The 13,303-nt window shown below is 55.3% G+C and carries 14 protein-coding genes and 1 pseudogene; 10 read left to right on the top strand and 5 right to left on the bottom strand.

Features of this window, described 5'->3' with window-relative positions; translation table 11 throughout:
• Positions 1-47: 47 nt before the first annotated feature.
• Positions 48-809, bottom strand: coding sequence for a DUF481 domain-containing protein (locus C7434_RS04560; protein ID WP_006118952.1), 762 nt, complete (start codon positions 807-809; stop codon positions 48-50).
• Positions 810-1,160: 351 nt separating this feature from the next.
• On the opposite strand from C7434_RS04560, the gene ghoS reads away from it, so the two are divergent.
• Together ghoS and C7434_RS04550 are read left to right on the top strand one after the other, a co-directional pair.
• Positions 1,161-1,463 carry a type V toxin-antitoxin system endoribonuclease antitoxin GhoS gene (ghoS, locus tag C7434_RS04555; RefSeq protein ID WP_006118951.1) on the top strand — a complete coding sequence of 101 codons (303 nt, stop codon included), beginning with the start codon at positions 1,161-1,163 and terminating at the stop codon, positions 1,461-1,463.
• A 79-nt stretch (positions 1,464-1,542) separates the two neighbouring features.
• Positions 1,543-2,436 (top strand): fructosamine kinase family protein, encoded by an 894-nt coding sequence (locus tag C7434_RS04550; protein ID WP_033741121.1) that lies wholly within the window; start codon positions 1,543-1,545, stop codon positions 2,434-2,436.
• Positions 2,437-2,440: 4 nt separating this feature from the next.
• On the opposite strand, the gene C7434_RS04545 is transcribed toward C7434_RS04550, so the two are convergent.
• Positions 2,441-2,977: a YniB family protein gene (locus tag C7434_RS04545; protein WP_006118949.1), complete on the bottom strand. Its 537-nt coding sequence runs from the start codon at positions 2,975-2,977 to the stop codon at positions 2,441-2,443.
• 153 nt (positions 2,978-3,130) lie between these two features.
• Here C7434_RS04545 and hxpB point away from each other — a divergent pair, with 153 nt between their 5' ends.
• The 4 genes from hxpB (at position 3,131) to C7434_RS04525 (ending at position 6,666) form a co-directional block, all read left to right on the top strand.
• Positions 3,131-3,799, top strand: a complete 669-nt coding sequence (hxpB, locus tag C7434_RS04540) for a hexitol phosphatase HxpB (protein WP_033741119.1) — start codon at positions 3,131-3,133, stop codon at positions 3,797-3,799.
• A 131-nt stretch (positions 3,800-3,930) separates the two neighbouring features.
• A complete protein-coding gene (locus C7434_RS04535; protein ID WP_033741117.1) occupies positions 3,931-4,521 on the top strand; it encodes a metal-dependent hydrolase in 591 nt (196 codons plus the stop codon).
• A 149-nt stretch (positions 4,522-4,670) separates the two neighbouring features.
• On the top strand, positions 4,671-6,062 hold the full coding sequence (locus tag C7434_RS04530) for an L-cystine transporter (protein ID WP_006118946.1): 1,392 nt from the start codon (positions 4,671-4,673) through the stop codon (positions 6,060-6,062).
• 193 nt (positions 6,063-6,255) lie between these two features.
• Positions 6,256-6,666 carry a DUF6515 family protein gene (locus tag C7434_RS04525; RefSeq protein WP_006118945.1) on the top strand — a complete coding sequence of 137 codons (411 nt, stop codon included), beginning with the start codon at positions 6,256-6,258 and terminating at the stop codon, positions 6,664-6,666.
• Positions 6,667-6,719: 53 nt separating this feature from the next.
• Here the strand turns inward: C7434_RS04525 and osmE are convergent, their stop codons facing one another.
• Positions 6,720-7,055 carry an osmotically-inducible lipoprotein OsmE gene (osmE, locus tag C7434_RS04520; protein ID WP_006118944.1) on the bottom strand — a complete coding sequence of 112 codons (336 nt, stop codon included), beginning with the start codon at positions 7,053-7,055 and terminating at the stop codon, positions 6,720-6,722.
• Positions 7,056-7,299: 244 nt separating this feature from the next.
• On the opposite strand from osmE, the gene C7434_RS04515 reads away from it, so the two are divergent.
• From C7434_RS04515 to cho, 4 genes and pseudogenes are all read left to right on the top strand, one after another.
• A complete protein-coding gene (locus tag C7434_RS04515) occupies positions 7,300-8,490 on the top strand; it encodes a multidrug effflux MFS transporter (protein WP_033741115.1) in 1,191 nt (396 codons plus the stop codon).
• Between the two features lie 128 nt (positions 8,491-8,618).
• Positions 8,619-9,443, top strand: a complete 825-nt coding sequence (gene nadE, locus C7434_RS04510; protein WP_033741113.1) for an ammonia-dependent NAD(+) synthetase — start codon at positions 8,619-8,621, stop codon at positions 9,441-9,443.
• A gap of 79 nt (positions 9,444-9,522) precedes the next feature.
• Positions 9,523-10,385: pseudogene (gene yddG, locus C7434_RS04505) on the top strand (aromatic amino acid DMT transporter YddG).
• A gap of 67 nt (positions 10,386-10,452) precedes the next feature.
• Positions 10,453-11,316 carry an excinuclease Cho gene (cho, locus tag C7434_RS04500; protein ID WP_033741457.1) on the top strand — a complete coding sequence of 288 codons (864 nt, stop codon included), beginning with the start codon at positions 10,453-10,455 and terminating at the stop codon, positions 11,314-11,316.
• 199 nt (positions 11,317-11,515) lie between these two features.
• Here cho and spy read toward each other — a convergent pair whose 3' ends face one another.
• Positions 11,516-12,010 (bottom strand): ATP-independent periplasmic protein-refolding chaperone Spy, encoded by a 495-nt coding sequence (spy, locus tag C7434_RS04495; protein ID WP_054633909.1) that lies wholly within the window; start codon positions 12,008-12,010, stop codon positions 11,516-11,518.
• Positions 12,011-12,300: 290 nt separating this feature from the next.
• The gene (gene astE / locus C7434_RS04490) at positions 12,301-13,296 is read right to left on the bottom strand and encodes a succinylglutamate desuccinylase (protein WP_133745192.1); all 996 of its coding nucleotides are present in this window, start codon (positions 13,294-13,296) and stop codon (positions 12,301-12,303) included.
• Between the last annotated feature and the right edge of the window lie 7 nt (positions 13,297-13,303).

Genomic DNA, 13,303 nt, shown 5'->3' with positions numbered 1-13,303 from the left:
CAGGCCCCAGGCCAGACCGCTTCTCCGTCAGACAGAGTTAACGCGGATTACATCGCGTACGTCAGCATGACCGTGGTTTTGGTATCCGTATGGTCGGGCGCAGACTCAGGTGGATTGTTGTTCCAGGTGACGTTATACGCCAGTTTCAGGGCGAAATGGTCGTTAATCGCTACCTGTAAGCCCGTTTCAGAGTTCACTGTCGTATCGTCACCCAGTGAGCTCAGCACGGAAACACCCTGAATGAATTTGGTGGTATCTGTCAGCTGCCACTGGTAGCTCACCGCACCGTAAGCCAGCGCCTGCGTTTTATGGCCACCTTCGCGGTAATCGTCGTAACGGACACCAGGACCGAATTCCGCACGCAGTGAATGCACCGGGCCATTCAGGATCTGACGACCATAACCGGCGGTCAGGACATCGCGTCCGTCATAACCATTGTAACGGTCACTTAACCAGCTTGCCTGACCAAACAGGTAGTCATAGGCGCTCATGTTGTAACGCGAACGCGCACCTACGTTATAGGTTTCGGACGAGCGCTCATCGTTTGCAGAGGTATTCGCGGCATTGCCCCACAAGCTGTAGGCCATTGATTCTGTATACCATGTCATGTTGGTCTGTGCGGTCAACGATGAGCTGGTGGTGTTACCGGTTTGCGCCAGGTAACCTGCAGAGGCCGATCCTTCAAAAGGCTTTTTCGCCGTTGAAGGGTCATCCATCGCGGTGAAGACCGCGTTATCGGCCAGCGCCTGGTGACAAAACGCTCCGGCAGAAAGCAATAGAACAGCAGACAGCTTGTTAAAGGCGTTCATTAAGTGTGATCCGTGCAACAGTTTTGAAAACGAAGATTCTGAAGGGTTTCCCGGTGCGATCAATCCCCTTTACCGTAACTTTTGTAAAGAGATATGAATTCGCTCAGAACATCATGCATTAGCGTAACGTCCCGTATTTGCTGGACGTTAACCTGAGTTCGGCGCGCATTATAGAGTTGTTTTTGCCAAATAACATCTGTTCGTTTACAAGATTTACATACGTTCGGGTCGCCAGCATCCGCACAAACGGTAAACAGTTTAGTCCGAATTGTTGGCTCATCCCCTTCATTATTCGCCTGTTTTTTCACCCTGTACTACGCTGTGTGATATTTAACCCTTTCGAGGTGCAAAATGAGCAGTGGAGATCTACATCGCTATGTCGTGACCTTTCATTATCAGGAAGCCGGACTCAGTGACGTTCTGAACCTGACCGGTGCTCTGACATCAGGGGGCTTCTCTACCACGTTAATGGATGACAGTGGCACCGCCCATGAGCTTGGCACCAACAGTTTTGGCATTGTCACCACACTGGATGAGGCCGCGCTAAAACAGCAGGCTCTTGCCGCGGGCGAAAGCGCGCTGGGCCAGAAACCCGACGTGACGTTGACCACGCTTGACGACTTTCTGCGCCAAGCAACAGGTGCCGCAGACTAGTCTGTGCACACGCGCAGATTTTTATCGCGTGCGTCCGCGTTACAATTGAACTCAGGCAGCGAATAAAGAGGATAACCCGATGTGGTCAGCCATTAGTCGTCTGTTAAACGAGCAATTTGGCAACGCCGAAATTACCCAACGTCACGAACTCCCCGGGGGGGATGTGCATCCCGCCTGGCTCATCCGCTATGGTGAGCAGGATGTGTTTGTGAAGTGCAACAGCCGCGATAAAGTGTCCCTGTTTAGCTGGGAAGCCGATCAACTCGCCCTGCTGCGCCGTACCCAGACGGTCCGCGTTCCGGACGTTTATGGCGTTGGCAGCGATCGTGACTACAGTTTCCTGCTGCTGGAATATATCAAACCTCAGCCCCTGGATCCGCAGAGCGCCTACCAGTTAGGCCAGCAGTTGGCGCGTCTGCATCAGTGGAGCGAGCAACCTCAGTTCGGGCTTGATTTCGATAATAATCTGACCTCTACACCACAGCCCAACAGCTGGTTGCGGCGCTGGTCAGTTTTCTTTGCGGAGCAACGAATCGGCTGGCAACTGCAGATTGCCGCTGAGAAAGGCATTCTGTACGGCGATGCCGAACGGATTATTGATTGTGTGCAACGGACCCTGGCGTCCCATCACCCTCAACCTTCCCTGCTCCACGGCGATCTGTGGCCAGCTAACTGTGCGGGCAGCGAGACTGGCCCCTGGATTTTCGATCCTGCCTGTTACTGGGGCGACCGGGAATGCGACCTGGCGATGCTGAGCTGGTTTACCGATCTGCCGAAGGCGATCTTTGACGGTTATCACCAGAGCTGGCCATTACCCGATGGCTTTTCGCAGCGTCAGCCGGTTTATCAGCTTTACTATCTCCTGAACCGGGCCAACGTGTTTGGCGGCAACTGGCTGGGCGCGGCGCAGTTTGCCGTGGGCCAGTTGCTGGATGACGATGCACGGGCAGCCGGTCAGGTGAAACCGGCCTGATCGTTTAGAGAAAACCAAGCAGAGAAAGCAGAAAGTAACCGGCGATGGCAATCACCAGCGGCAGGATGTAGAGCGGGAAAATCTGCAGAAAAATGGTGTGGCGCGGGACCCGTACCTTTTCTTCCAGCTGCTGCCGGGTCCGGCCATCGCTGCCTTTTGCCTGCTCAAGAATCATCTGATCTTCAATCCCTTCCCGCACATGGCGCACCTGACGTCCCATGCGCGCACCGGACGCTTCCAGCGCCAGCCCGACAAAAATCAAAATATAGATAAACCAGAAGCCCAGATTCATCTGTCCATTGAACTCGGGCACCGGTGAGTTTTGCCAGAACACATTCAGAAACGGCGTATTAAAGCGAATCATATCCACCATGACATGAATGAAATCCAGCATCACGGCATCAATACCGGGTTTCTTTTCACTGTGCTTAAACAAAAAGCTCAGCAGTGAAATGATGGTAGACAGCAACGCGAGTAAAAAAATCACCCAGCCAGCGACACGCTTAAGGATGGCAATGCGGCCAGCCTGTTGATAGGTCATGATATCTCCTGAACCCAAAATCCCATTTGCTTCAGTCTACCTGCCCTTGCAGAATTTTCCCAAAAAAAAGAGCGGTCTGCGCCCGTTTCGCCTCATCTGCGCACCAACCCTGTGTTCATGCTAAGGTAGCCTGAACTTTTTAAGGAGCGACACATGTCTTACCACCGCCCTGTTTTTGCAGCTTTATTTGATATGGATGGATTGTTGATTGATTCTGAACCTCTCTGGGATCAGGCTGAAATGGACATCTTCTCAACCCTGAATATCGATTTGACCCGACGCCACGAATTACCTGATACGCTCGGATTACGTATCGATCAGACGGTGCGCATGTGGTACGAAACGTTGCCCTGGTCGGGACCGAGTCAGGAAGCGGTCACACAGCGTATCATCACCCGTGCAATGGAACTGATTGCGATAAACCGCCCGCTTCTGCCCGGCGTTGAGTCCGCCCTCTCATTGTGCAAACAGCACGGCCTGAAGACCGGCCTGGTTTCCGCATCGCCCCGCTTCATGCTGGAACAGGTACTGGCGATGTTTAACCTGAAGCACTATTTTGATGTGCTGTCTTCCGCCGAACATCTGCCCTACAGCAAGCCGCATCCGCAGGTCTACCTCAACGCCGCCGAGGCGCTGGGCATTGATCCGCTTCACTGCGTCGCGCTGGAAGATTCGGTGAACGGCATGGTAGCAAGCAAAGCCGCACGAATGCGATCAATTGTGATTCCGGCAGCCAGCCATCAGGATGATGCCCGCTGGGCGCTTGCCGACGTGAAGCTGAGCAGCCTGACGCAGTTAACGCGGGAGCATTTGCAGGCTTAACCGCAAAGGCGCTGTAACCTGTTGCATCCCCTTAAAAAATTAACGCTTCGTTACAGCGTCACAGGTTCTCATTTACTGGATAAATCCCTATACTGGATGCATTGACAGTTTCTTTTGCAGCCAGGTTTATCATGACGGCCGAAGGCCATATCTTTTTTGCTGTTGCCAGCGCCATTTTTGCGAAACGGGCCGAGCTCACCCCGGTGATGGCTCAGGCGGACTGGTGGCATTTAATTCCCGCCAGCCTGCTGACCTGCCTGCTGCCTGACATCGATCATCCTAAGTCATTGCTGGGCCAGCGCCTGCGCTGGTTGTCGCATCCCATTGCCCGGGCATTTGGTCATCGCGGGTTCACCCACAGTCTGCTTGCCGTCGCGGCTGGCCTGTGGCTGTTTCAGATTAACGTGCCGAAAAGCTGGCCGGTGCCCGCCGATGTTCTGCAGGGCATGACGCTGGGTTACCTGAGCCACATTGTGGCCGATATGCTCACTCCGGCCGGCGTTCCTCTGCTCTGGCCCTGTCGCTGGCGTTTTCGTCTGCCCATTCTGAACAGCCAAAAAGGCAATCAACTGGAGCGCGCTCTGTGCCTGTGCCTGATGGCTTACGCGCTGTGGTTCCCGCCAGGGATGCCTGCGTTTGGCGAAAATGGCTGGCCCACTCAGGTATTTGATACCTTGCAAAACGGCGTCAGCCGCCTCCTGTCCGGGCATTCCGGCTCCTGAGCCACTGGCCGCTCAGGCAACGTTATAAGCTATTCCATTTGGATATAAGATCGCACTAAATTCACCTGATACCATTTCCGGACACCTGTATGAACAATAACTACTTTTGCTTTCCTTACCAGGGGAATGCTGCATGATTCGGAGTTTCTATGGATATCCCTTTAACGCTTAATATCATTGCCTTTGTGGTGCTGCTGCTTCTGCTGTCACGCCTGAGCCGCGCCAACTGGAGTCTGTCAAAAAAAGTGCTGGTCGGGTTAGTGTTTGGCGTCGCGTTTGGCCTGGCGCTGCAGTTTATTTACGGCAGTAACAGCGATACGGTCAAAGCGTCAATTGGCTGGTTTAACGTGGTCGGTAACGGCTATGTCCAGCTGTTGCAGATGATCGTGATGCCGCTGGTCTTTGTCTCAATTCTGAGCGCGGTGGCGCGCCTGCATAACGCCTCTTCGCTGGGCAAAATCAGTTTCCTGACCATTGGGGTGCTGCTGTTTACGACCGCGATTGCGGCGCTGGTCGGGGTTTTCGTGACCGGGCTGTTCCATCTTAATGCAACCGGCCTGGTACAGGGTGCCCAGGAAACGGCGCGTCTGAGCGCCATCCAGAATAACTATGTAGGCAAAGTGGCCGATCTGACGGCGCCGCAGCTTATCCTGTCCTTTATCCCGAAAAACCCCTTTGCCGATTTAACCGGTGCCAGCCCCACCTCGATTATCAGTGTCGTCATCTTCGCAGCCTTTTTAGGCGTGGCGGCCCTGCACCTGCTTAAAGATGACGAAGTGAAAGGGCAGCGTGTCCTGACGGCGATCGATACGCTGCAGTCATGGGTGATGAAGCTGGTGCGCCTGATCATGAAACTGACGCCTTACGGCGTGCTGGCGCTGATGACTAAAGTGGTTGCCGGATCGAACCTGCAGGACATCATTAAGCTGGGTAGCTTCGTGGTCGCATCCTATCTGGGCCTGGGCATTATGTTTGTGGTACACGGTCTGCTGCTGTCCGTAAATGGCATCAACCCTATGCGCTTTTTCCGCAAAGTCTGGCCCGTGCTGACCTTTGCCTTCACCAGCCGCTCCAGTGCCGCCAGCATTCCGCTGAACGTGGAAGCGCAAACCCGTCGTCTGGGCGTGCCGGAATCCATTGCCAGTTTCTCGGCGTCGTTTGGCGCTACGATCGGGCAGAACGGTTGTGCCGGTCTTTATCCGACCATGCTGGCCGTGATGGTAGCGCCGACAGTGGGCATTAACCCGTTTGATCCGCTGTGGATTGCCACTCTGGTGGGCATTGTGACGTTGAGCTCAGCGGGCGTTGCCGGTGTCGGCGGTGGCGCGACTTTCGCGGCGTTAATCGTGCTGCCCGCGATGGGCCTGCCCGTCACGCTGGTCGCACTGCTGATTTCGATCGAGCCGTTGATCGATATGGGCAGAACCGCGTTGAACGTGAATGGTGCAATGACCGCAGGTTCCCTGACCAGTCGCTGGCTGGGCCTGACAGACCGACGCGTTCTTGAGCAAGACGAACACCGTGAATTAGAGCACAGCTAATCACAGCTGACCTGGCACCCGGTGCCAGGTCTTCTCCCTTTTCCCTGCCTGTTTCTCCTTATTTCCCCTCTCTCTTTACATTCACGTTAAGGAAACGTTAAGCGTGGTAAAGGGGCAATAATACGTGCGCTTTCTGCTTGTTTTTGGACGCTAAAAGGAGAATTCTGCAGCGAGTCACAGCAGGAGAATGCACATGAAAACGGTTATCGCTTCATTCCTCGCGTTAGCGATGATTACGCCCAGCGCAGTGTTTGCGCGTCCCGGCGACTGGGGGCCCGGCCCTCACTGGTACCGGCCCGGCCCAGGCTGGCATGGTCCTGCGCCACGCTGGCATGGTCCTGACCATTTCCACGTTCTGCCACTGGCGGCAACGGCGGTTCTGATTGGGGGATTAACCTACTATTTGCTGAATGGCAGTTATTATCAGCGACACGGTGATGAGTACGTGGTTGTTGAGCCGCCTGCTCCGACCTATGTCAGCAGCGTCGGCGGTATGCGGGTGCTGGATTTTAATGGCCGACGGTTCTACGTGCAGGACGGGCATTACTATCAGCGGGAGATTAACGGCAGCTACGTTGAAGTGCCGCGTCCGGCTGGACTGTAGAGATAAAAAAACGGCTCGCCATAAGCGAGCCGTTTTTTCAGGTCAGCAAAAATTTACTGCTTAACCTGCGGATCGGTATCGTATTCAGCACAGCTCTGGAAGCCGTAGTTCATCACGCGACCCATATCGTTATAGCTCACGAAGTAAGTCTGTGCTTTACCGTCACGCTCGCCAATCACATAGGTCTGACAGGTACCGCGCGCATGCACCATGGTGATTTCAGTTGAAGCAGGGCCAGCAATCTGACGGACCTGCTGGCGGGTCATGCCTTTTTTGACGTCCTTAACCACTGGCTTAGTCACGTAGCTTTCCGCACGATCGTAAGTCGTACAACCAGAGAGCGCAGCCAGCGTCAGCGCTGCAGCGATACATCCCATCACTTTATTCATCTTGTTGTTCCTCATTTTTTGTCCATGTGGTGAAAAGCCTGGAACATAAAACGGTTTTTATCAAGTTAATGACAGACTTAAACTCAATCTGTCTCGCGGGATTTGTTAAAATGCGCCGGAACAGACCAGGCATGCTGGCTCACTGCACCATTGCGTGTTGGCCAGTGCCGTTTTTACAGGCACAAAAGACGCGCTGAATGCACTTTTGTGACAACGTCACTTAAACATTATCATCAGAGGCCAAATGACGCTTTCCTCACCCAACCGGCTGGTTTACGCCATCACCCTGGGATTACTGGCTGCGCTGGGACCGTTGTGCATCGATCTGTATCTGCCCGCCCTGCCGCAGTTAGCCAGTGACCTGGCTACGCCAACGTCTACGGCACAGCTCAGCCTTACCGCTGGCCTGCTGGGACTGGGCGCCGGTCAGCTTCTGTTTGGTCCCATGAGCGACAAATTTGGTCGTCTGCGCCCTCTGACCCTGTCACTGACGTTGTTGTTTATCGCGTCGCTGGGCTGCGCCCTTGCCCAGACTATCGATCAACTGTTACTGGCTCGTCTGTTTCAGGGATTAGCGGGAGCGGGCGGTGCGGTGCTGTCACGGGCAGTAGCGCGCGATATGTACAATGGCCATGAACTGACGCGCTTTTTTGCGCTGCTGATGCTGGTTAACGGCCTTGCCCCTATTGGCGCCCCCGTACTGGGCGGAGCCCTGATGACCGTGCTGGACTGGCGCGGTATTTTTGTTGTGCTGAGCGGCATCGCCATTTTGCTCATCCTGCTGGCGCGCGGGAAACTGCATGAAAGTCTGCCCGTTGATCGGCGGAGTCAGGGCTCGGTTTTTGCTGCTTATGCTGCGCTGGGGCAGGTCATCACCCACCGTGCCTTTATGGGTTTCTGCCTGACGCAAGGGTTTATGATGTCGGGCATGTTCGCCTATATCGGTGCATCGCCGTTCGTGCTGCAGGAAATCTACGGTCTGTCACCCCAGGCGTTCAGCTTTTGCTTTGCCGCCAACGGTATCGGTTTAGTGATTGCCTCACAGACCAGCGCCCGCCTCTGCCCGCTGTGGGGTGAATATCGCGTCATGAAAGGCGGCCTGATGCTGGCATTCGTGGCCTCCAGCGCGCTGCTGGCCGCCGGGTTAACGCACGCCCCGCTCCCGCTGCTGCTGGTTGCGCTGTTCTTTTCGATTGCCAGCAATGGTGTCATTGCCACCACCGCCGCCTCACTGGCGATGCAAAGTCAGGGGCAACGTGCCGGTAGCGCATCGGCTGTCATTGGCGTGACGATGTTCACTCTGGGCGCACTCGCCGTGCCGGTAACCGGGATGGGCGGCACATCAGTAATCAGTATGACGTTGACGATATTTGGTTGCTTCATGCTGGCTATACTGACCTTTATCGTTTTGGCAAAAAAACCTCCGCTGAGGTAAAAATTGTCGGATTCAGACCAGCAAAAAGAAAACATCACCCGCTTTGGCTTGTTGTTTTCGGGGATGCGCGTTAGCTTTAAGACAGGCTTTGTATTGTGCCGGCTGGCTAAAGACTTAAGGAGATGTTGATGTCACTGCAGCAGGAAATCATTACCGCACTGGGTGTGAAACCCACTATCGATCCGCAGCAGGAAATTCGTACCAGCGTGGATTTCCTCAAAGCGTATTTAACGCGCCACAGCGGCCTGAAGGCGTTAATACTCGGTATCAGCGGCGGACAAGATTCTACCCTGACGGGCAAGCTGGCCCAGATGGCGATCACGGAGCTTCGCCAGGAAACAGGCGATAACGACTACACCTTTATCGCGGTGCGTCTGCCTTACGGCGTGCAGGCTGATGAGCAGGACTGCCAGGATGCGCTGGCCTTCATCCAGCCAGACCGCTCGCTGGTGGTCAATATTAAAGAAGCGGTGCTGGCCAGTGAGCGCGCGCTGAAAGACGCCGGCATTGTGCTGTCGGATTTCGTCCGCGGCAATGAGAAAGCCCGTGAGCGTATGAAAGCGCAGTACAGCATTGCCGGTATGACCAAAGGCGTGGTGGTGGGCACCGACCATGGCGCAGAAGCCGTCACGGGCTTCTTTACCAAGTACGGCGATGGCGGCAGCGATATTAACCCTATCTTCCGCCTCAATAAGCGCCAGGGCAAACTGCTGCTGAAAACGCTGGGTTGCCCGGAACATCTGTATCTGAAAAAACCGACCGCCGATTTAGAAGACGATCGCCCCGGTCTGCAGGATGAAGTCGCACTGGGCGTCACCTACGACATGATCGATGACTACCTTGAAGGGAAAACGATCGATCCGGACAGCGCGAAAATCATTGAAGGCTGGTATCTGAAAACCGAGCACAAACGTCGACCGCCTATCACTGTTTTCGACGATTTCTGGAAATAACGCCGCCGACCCTTGCCGCCCGGCAAGGGTTGCCTTAACTGCTGAAACCCCATGTCCGTAACGTTACACGAACGCCACCCTGACCGGGCTGAGCGCAATTTTACTCTGGAGTACGACCCTGGGTCTGCTGCGTAGCGTCAGTGAGGCTTTTGGCCCCACCGGCGGTGCCGCCCTGATCTATTCCATCACCGCCCTGCTGTTGTGCCTGACAAGAGGCCTGCCCGATCCGCGTGCCCTGCCCCGTTGCTATCTGCTGGTGGGCGGCGGGTTGTTTGTGGGATATGAAATCTGTCTGGCGCTGGCGATTGGACTTGCCCACGATCGGACACAGTCGCTGGAACTGGGCATGATTAATTACCTCTGGCCATCCCTGACCATTGTGCTGGCCATTCCGTTTAATCAGCAGCGTTTCCGCCACTGGCTGTGGCCCGGCCTGCTGCTCTCTCTGTGCGGCATTGTCTGGGTCATGAAAGGCACACATGACAGCGTGGCCACGCAGATGGTTTAAATATGGCCCATAACCCGCTGGCTTAACTGCTGGCACTGGCGGCAGCCCTGGCCTGGGCGCTTTATAACAATGTGACACGCCGTTATGCATGCGGTAGCAACGGTGTTTCACTGTTTTTTATCGTCACCGCGCTGGCGCGCTGGCTTAAATTTGCGTTCGGCACACAGCAGGAAGCGATGCACGTCAGCGCAGCCGCGCTGGCGCAAGTGCTGTTCGTGGGTGCCTCTACCGCCGTGGCCTACTCTGCCTGGAACGACGGCATTCAGCAGGGAAATTTGCCCCTGCTGGCGACCGCCTCCTGTTTTACACCCGTGCTGTCCGCCTTGCTGGCCAGCTTATGGCTGGGCCTGACACCGCCCGCCAGCTTCTGGCAAGGTGTTGCCCTGATCACCGCAGGCTCGCTGATCGGCTGGCGGGCAACATACCGGTTATGAATCTGAGGCTGGCGATCATTTAACCTGCCTGTTATGCTGTATGGACAACCAGTATAGGGAGTTCGTTTTGGCAAGACGTGCAGCAACCCACCGCCTCGAATTTGATGCGGCAGCGATTTATGAATACCCGGAACATTTGCGTGAATGGCTGGAAGGCTTGCCCAACCTGCCCGGCGTGTATACCTTTCATGGCGAAAGCGACACGCTGCCGTTATACATTGGCAAAAGCGTTAACCTGCGTTCGCGCGTCATGTCTCATTTCCGAACACCTGATGAAGCCAAAATGTTGCGCCAGTCGCGACGCGTTAGCTGGATCCCCACGGCGGGCGATCTCGGCGCGTTGCTACTGGAAGCGCAGATGATTAAAACTCAGCAGCCGCTCTTCAATAAACGCCTGCGCAAAAATCGCCAGCTCTGCTCGCTGCAAATTACGCCCGAAGGGAAACCACAGGTCGTGTATGCGCGCGATGTCGATTTCAGTCAGTCGCCCAACCTGTTTGGTTTATACCGCAGTCGCTTTGCTGCCCTGGAACGGCTGAAACAGCTGGCCGATGAGTATCAGCTTTGCCACGGCTTATTAGGTCTGGAAGCACTGAGCCCCAGCCGGGGCTGTTTCCGCTCAGCGTTACGCCGCTGTGCGGGTGCCTGCTGTGGCAAAGAGTCCGTGAGCGATCATCAGGACCGACTGTTGGCGGCGCTGGAAAACGTCCGCGTCTTCTGCTGGCCCTGGCAGGGGGCGGTGGCGCTGGTGGAAGAAGGGAAACAGATGACGCAGATTCATGTCATTGACCACTGGTTCTATCTGGGCTCAGTTGACTCGATTGAAGAAGCCAGACGGCTGAAACGGGGTAAAGGCGGGTTCGACCACGATGGTTATAAGATCCTGTGCCGTCCGGTGTTGTCCGGCCAGTATCCGGTCATTCCGCTCTGAACCGCCTGCTGACGGCACAAAAGGCGGACAGATGACGACCTGCAACGCAACCCTGAGTTGACCGCGTGACGCGACAGAACCGCCCTTTTCCTTAACCGCTTTCCCGCTGGCGCGCGTGCATAAAAAAACCGCCGACACTGCCCACGCAACGTGGACAAGGCCGGCGGTCTCAGACCCTCTTTAGTGATTAACCCGAGGCTTATTCAGCAGGTGCAGGGGCCGGAGCCACTTTGTCATGCATCGGGCGTTTTTCAGTCAGATGCTTTTCAAAATTCGCGTTGTACTGCTTTTTCTGTTCTGGCGTCAGTACGTTGTACAGTTTGTTCTGGGTTTCCATCATTGCCACCGCGTTCGCTTTGGCGTTGGCGGTCATTTTCTCCGCCTGGGCTTCGGCCTTCGCTTTGTCGAAGCTGTCAGAGGCGATAATCGCATGGTTAGCGCGACGCTCTTCGATTGACGGGCGCTGCATCTCGCCACGGCCCGCTTTCATAATTTCATGCATTTTTGTTTTTTGTTCTGGCGTCAGATTCAGTCCGCCAAACATCATGTCCATCCCACCCCGGTGCATCGGCTTGTGCATCGGTTTCTCACTGCCTGCTGGCGGTGGCGTCAGGTTATCCGCTTCGGCATGCACTACAGATGCCGCACCAAATGCCAGGGTAGAAGCCAGTAACAGAGAAGTCAGTTTACGCATAACAGTGTCCTTTTTTACTTGTTCACTTTCGTTACGACAGCGCGCTGTCGCGTCTTCGGAAACAAGCATACGACGTTGAACGTCAACTACTGCGAGTGAGCGTAAAAGCGTGAAAGCACAAAAGTCATATTTCAGCCGATCATGGAGGGAATAAGAAGAATGGCGTCAGGAATTGCAAAAGGGTATGAATAATCAGGAAATTTCGGATAAATCGTGGAGAATTGTAATGCCTTTAGCAGTAAAGCGGAAGGTCTCTTCCGCTCTTTTTTTAAACTGCGCGGTGAGACCGTTCAGAGAGGTAACGCCTGAGTCTGCTCGCTCTCTTCAATCAGCATTAAACCCGCCCGCAATCCCAGCGCGACATGGGGATTGGGAAAGAGCACGTATTCCCGCGCCTGCTGGACAAAGTAGCGCGTCTCGCCATCCTCAGCTAACAACGCCCCCTGCGGAAACGCGGTAAAATTTTTCGTGTCATCCGGCATATGCAGCTGAAACGCCTCACTTAAGCGCGTGATCTGCTGGCAGACCCGATAACGGCGCGGGCGACCGGCGGGCTCAGGCAATGTTTCACCATACAGCAGAGCAGCCAGGGCCTGAGACGCGGCGCTGAACTGCGACAGATCGTTTTCGCCAAACGGCCGCGCCTGCCCCAACTCCAGGGTGCAGCTGGCTGCGCCAAAATGTTCGCAGCTGAAATGGGTAAAGGTGCCCCCCGGCGAACGATGAAATACCAGCGCCTCCAGACCGGCTGCGCCCAGCCAGTGCAAAAACGCGTCCGGCCAGGGACGCGGATTATGCGGTAGTACGCCAAAGCGGGGATGGTAAGAGCCGCGCAGTGCCGTATGCATATCCAGGTGCCAGCGGGTTTCGTCACATGCCCCCCGCTGCCAGAAGTTTTCCAGCGTTTGTTCCAGCCGCAGCACCCGCCGCGCTTCATCGCCATCATCAATCTGCTGCCAGCGGCCACCAAACAGTCGGTTAATGTCACAGGTCACATAACGCTTCCCCGCGCGCAGCGCCGAAGGATTACCTAACACCACCAGCATACGCTGCTGAAGTGGTTTTTCGCCCCGGAGTAAAGGCGTGATGATCTGATTAAGGATTTCAACCGGGGCGGTTTCATTTCCGTGAACGCCCGCAGAGAGTACCAGCGCCTGGTTAACCGGTGCCTTTGGCTCCATAAGCAAAAGACCATGGTATAACCACTGCCAGCGAAGATGCGCCGTCTCACCGCTACGCAAACGTGGCGCTTCACCCGACAGCGTTTGCTGCAAAAAGTCCTGCATCGTTTCT

This window comes from Pantoea sp. PNA 14-12 (genome assembly GCF_004364735.1).
In the GTDB taxonomy this organism is placed as follows: domain Bacteria; phylum Pseudomonadota; class Gammaproteobacteria; order Enterobacterales; family Enterobacteriaceae; genus Pantoea; species Pantoea stewartii.
Note: the sequence above shows the minus strand (reverse complement) of the source record. Positions and strands in the feature narration are given on the sequence as shown.

Bases quoted from the DNA above. Each gene is read 5' to 3' on its own strand.
- C7434_RS04560 (WP_006118952.1), bottom strand. From the start codon at position 809: ATGAACGCCTTTAACAAGCTGTCTGCTGTTCTATTGCTTTCTGCCGGA.
- ghoS (WP_006118951.1), top strand. From the start codon at position 1,161: ATGAGCAGTGGAGATCTACATCGCTATGTCGTGACCTTTCATTATCAG.
- C7434_RS04550 (WP_033741121.1), top strand. From the start codon at position 1,543: ATGTGGTCAGCCATTAGTCGTCTGTTAAACGAGCAATTTGGCAACGCC.
- C7434_RS04545 (WP_006118949.1), bottom strand. From the start codon at position 2,977: ATGACCTATCAACAGGCTGGCCGCATTGCCATCCTTAAGCGTGTCGCT.
- hxpB (WP_033741119.1), top strand. From the start codon at position 3,131: ATGTCTTACCACCGCCCTGTTTTTGCAGCTTTATTTGATATGGATGGA.
- C7434_RS04535 (WP_033741117.1), top strand. From the start codon at position 3,931: ATGACGGCCGAAGGCCATATCTTTTTTGCTGTTGCCAGCGCCATTTTT.
- C7434_RS04530 (WP_006118946.1), top strand. From the start codon at position 4,671: ATGGATATCCCTTTAACGCTTAATATCATTGCCTTTGTGGTGCTGCTG.
- C7434_RS04525 (WP_006118945.1), top strand. From the start codon at position 6,256: ATGAAAACGGTTATCGCTTCATTCCTCGCGTTAGCGATGATTACGCCC.
- osmE (WP_006118944.1), bottom strand. From the start codon at position 7,055: ATGAATAAAGTGATGGGATGTATCGCTGCAGCGCTGACGCTGGCTGCG.
- C7434_RS04515 (WP_033741115.1), top strand. From the start codon at position 7,300: ATGACGCTTTCCTCACCCAACCGGCTGGTTTACGCCATCACCCTGGGA.
- nadE (WP_033741113.1), top strand. From the start codon at position 8,619: ATGTCACTGCAGCAGGAAATCATTACCGCACTGGGTGTGAAACCCACT.
- spy (WP_054633909.1), bottom strand. From the start codon at position 12,010: ATGCGTAAACTGACTTCTCTGTTACTGGCTTCTACCCTGGCATTTGGT.
- astE (WP_133745192.1), bottom strand. From the start codon at position 13,296: ATGCAGGACTTTTTGCAGCAAACGCTGTCGGGTGAAGCGCCACGTTTG.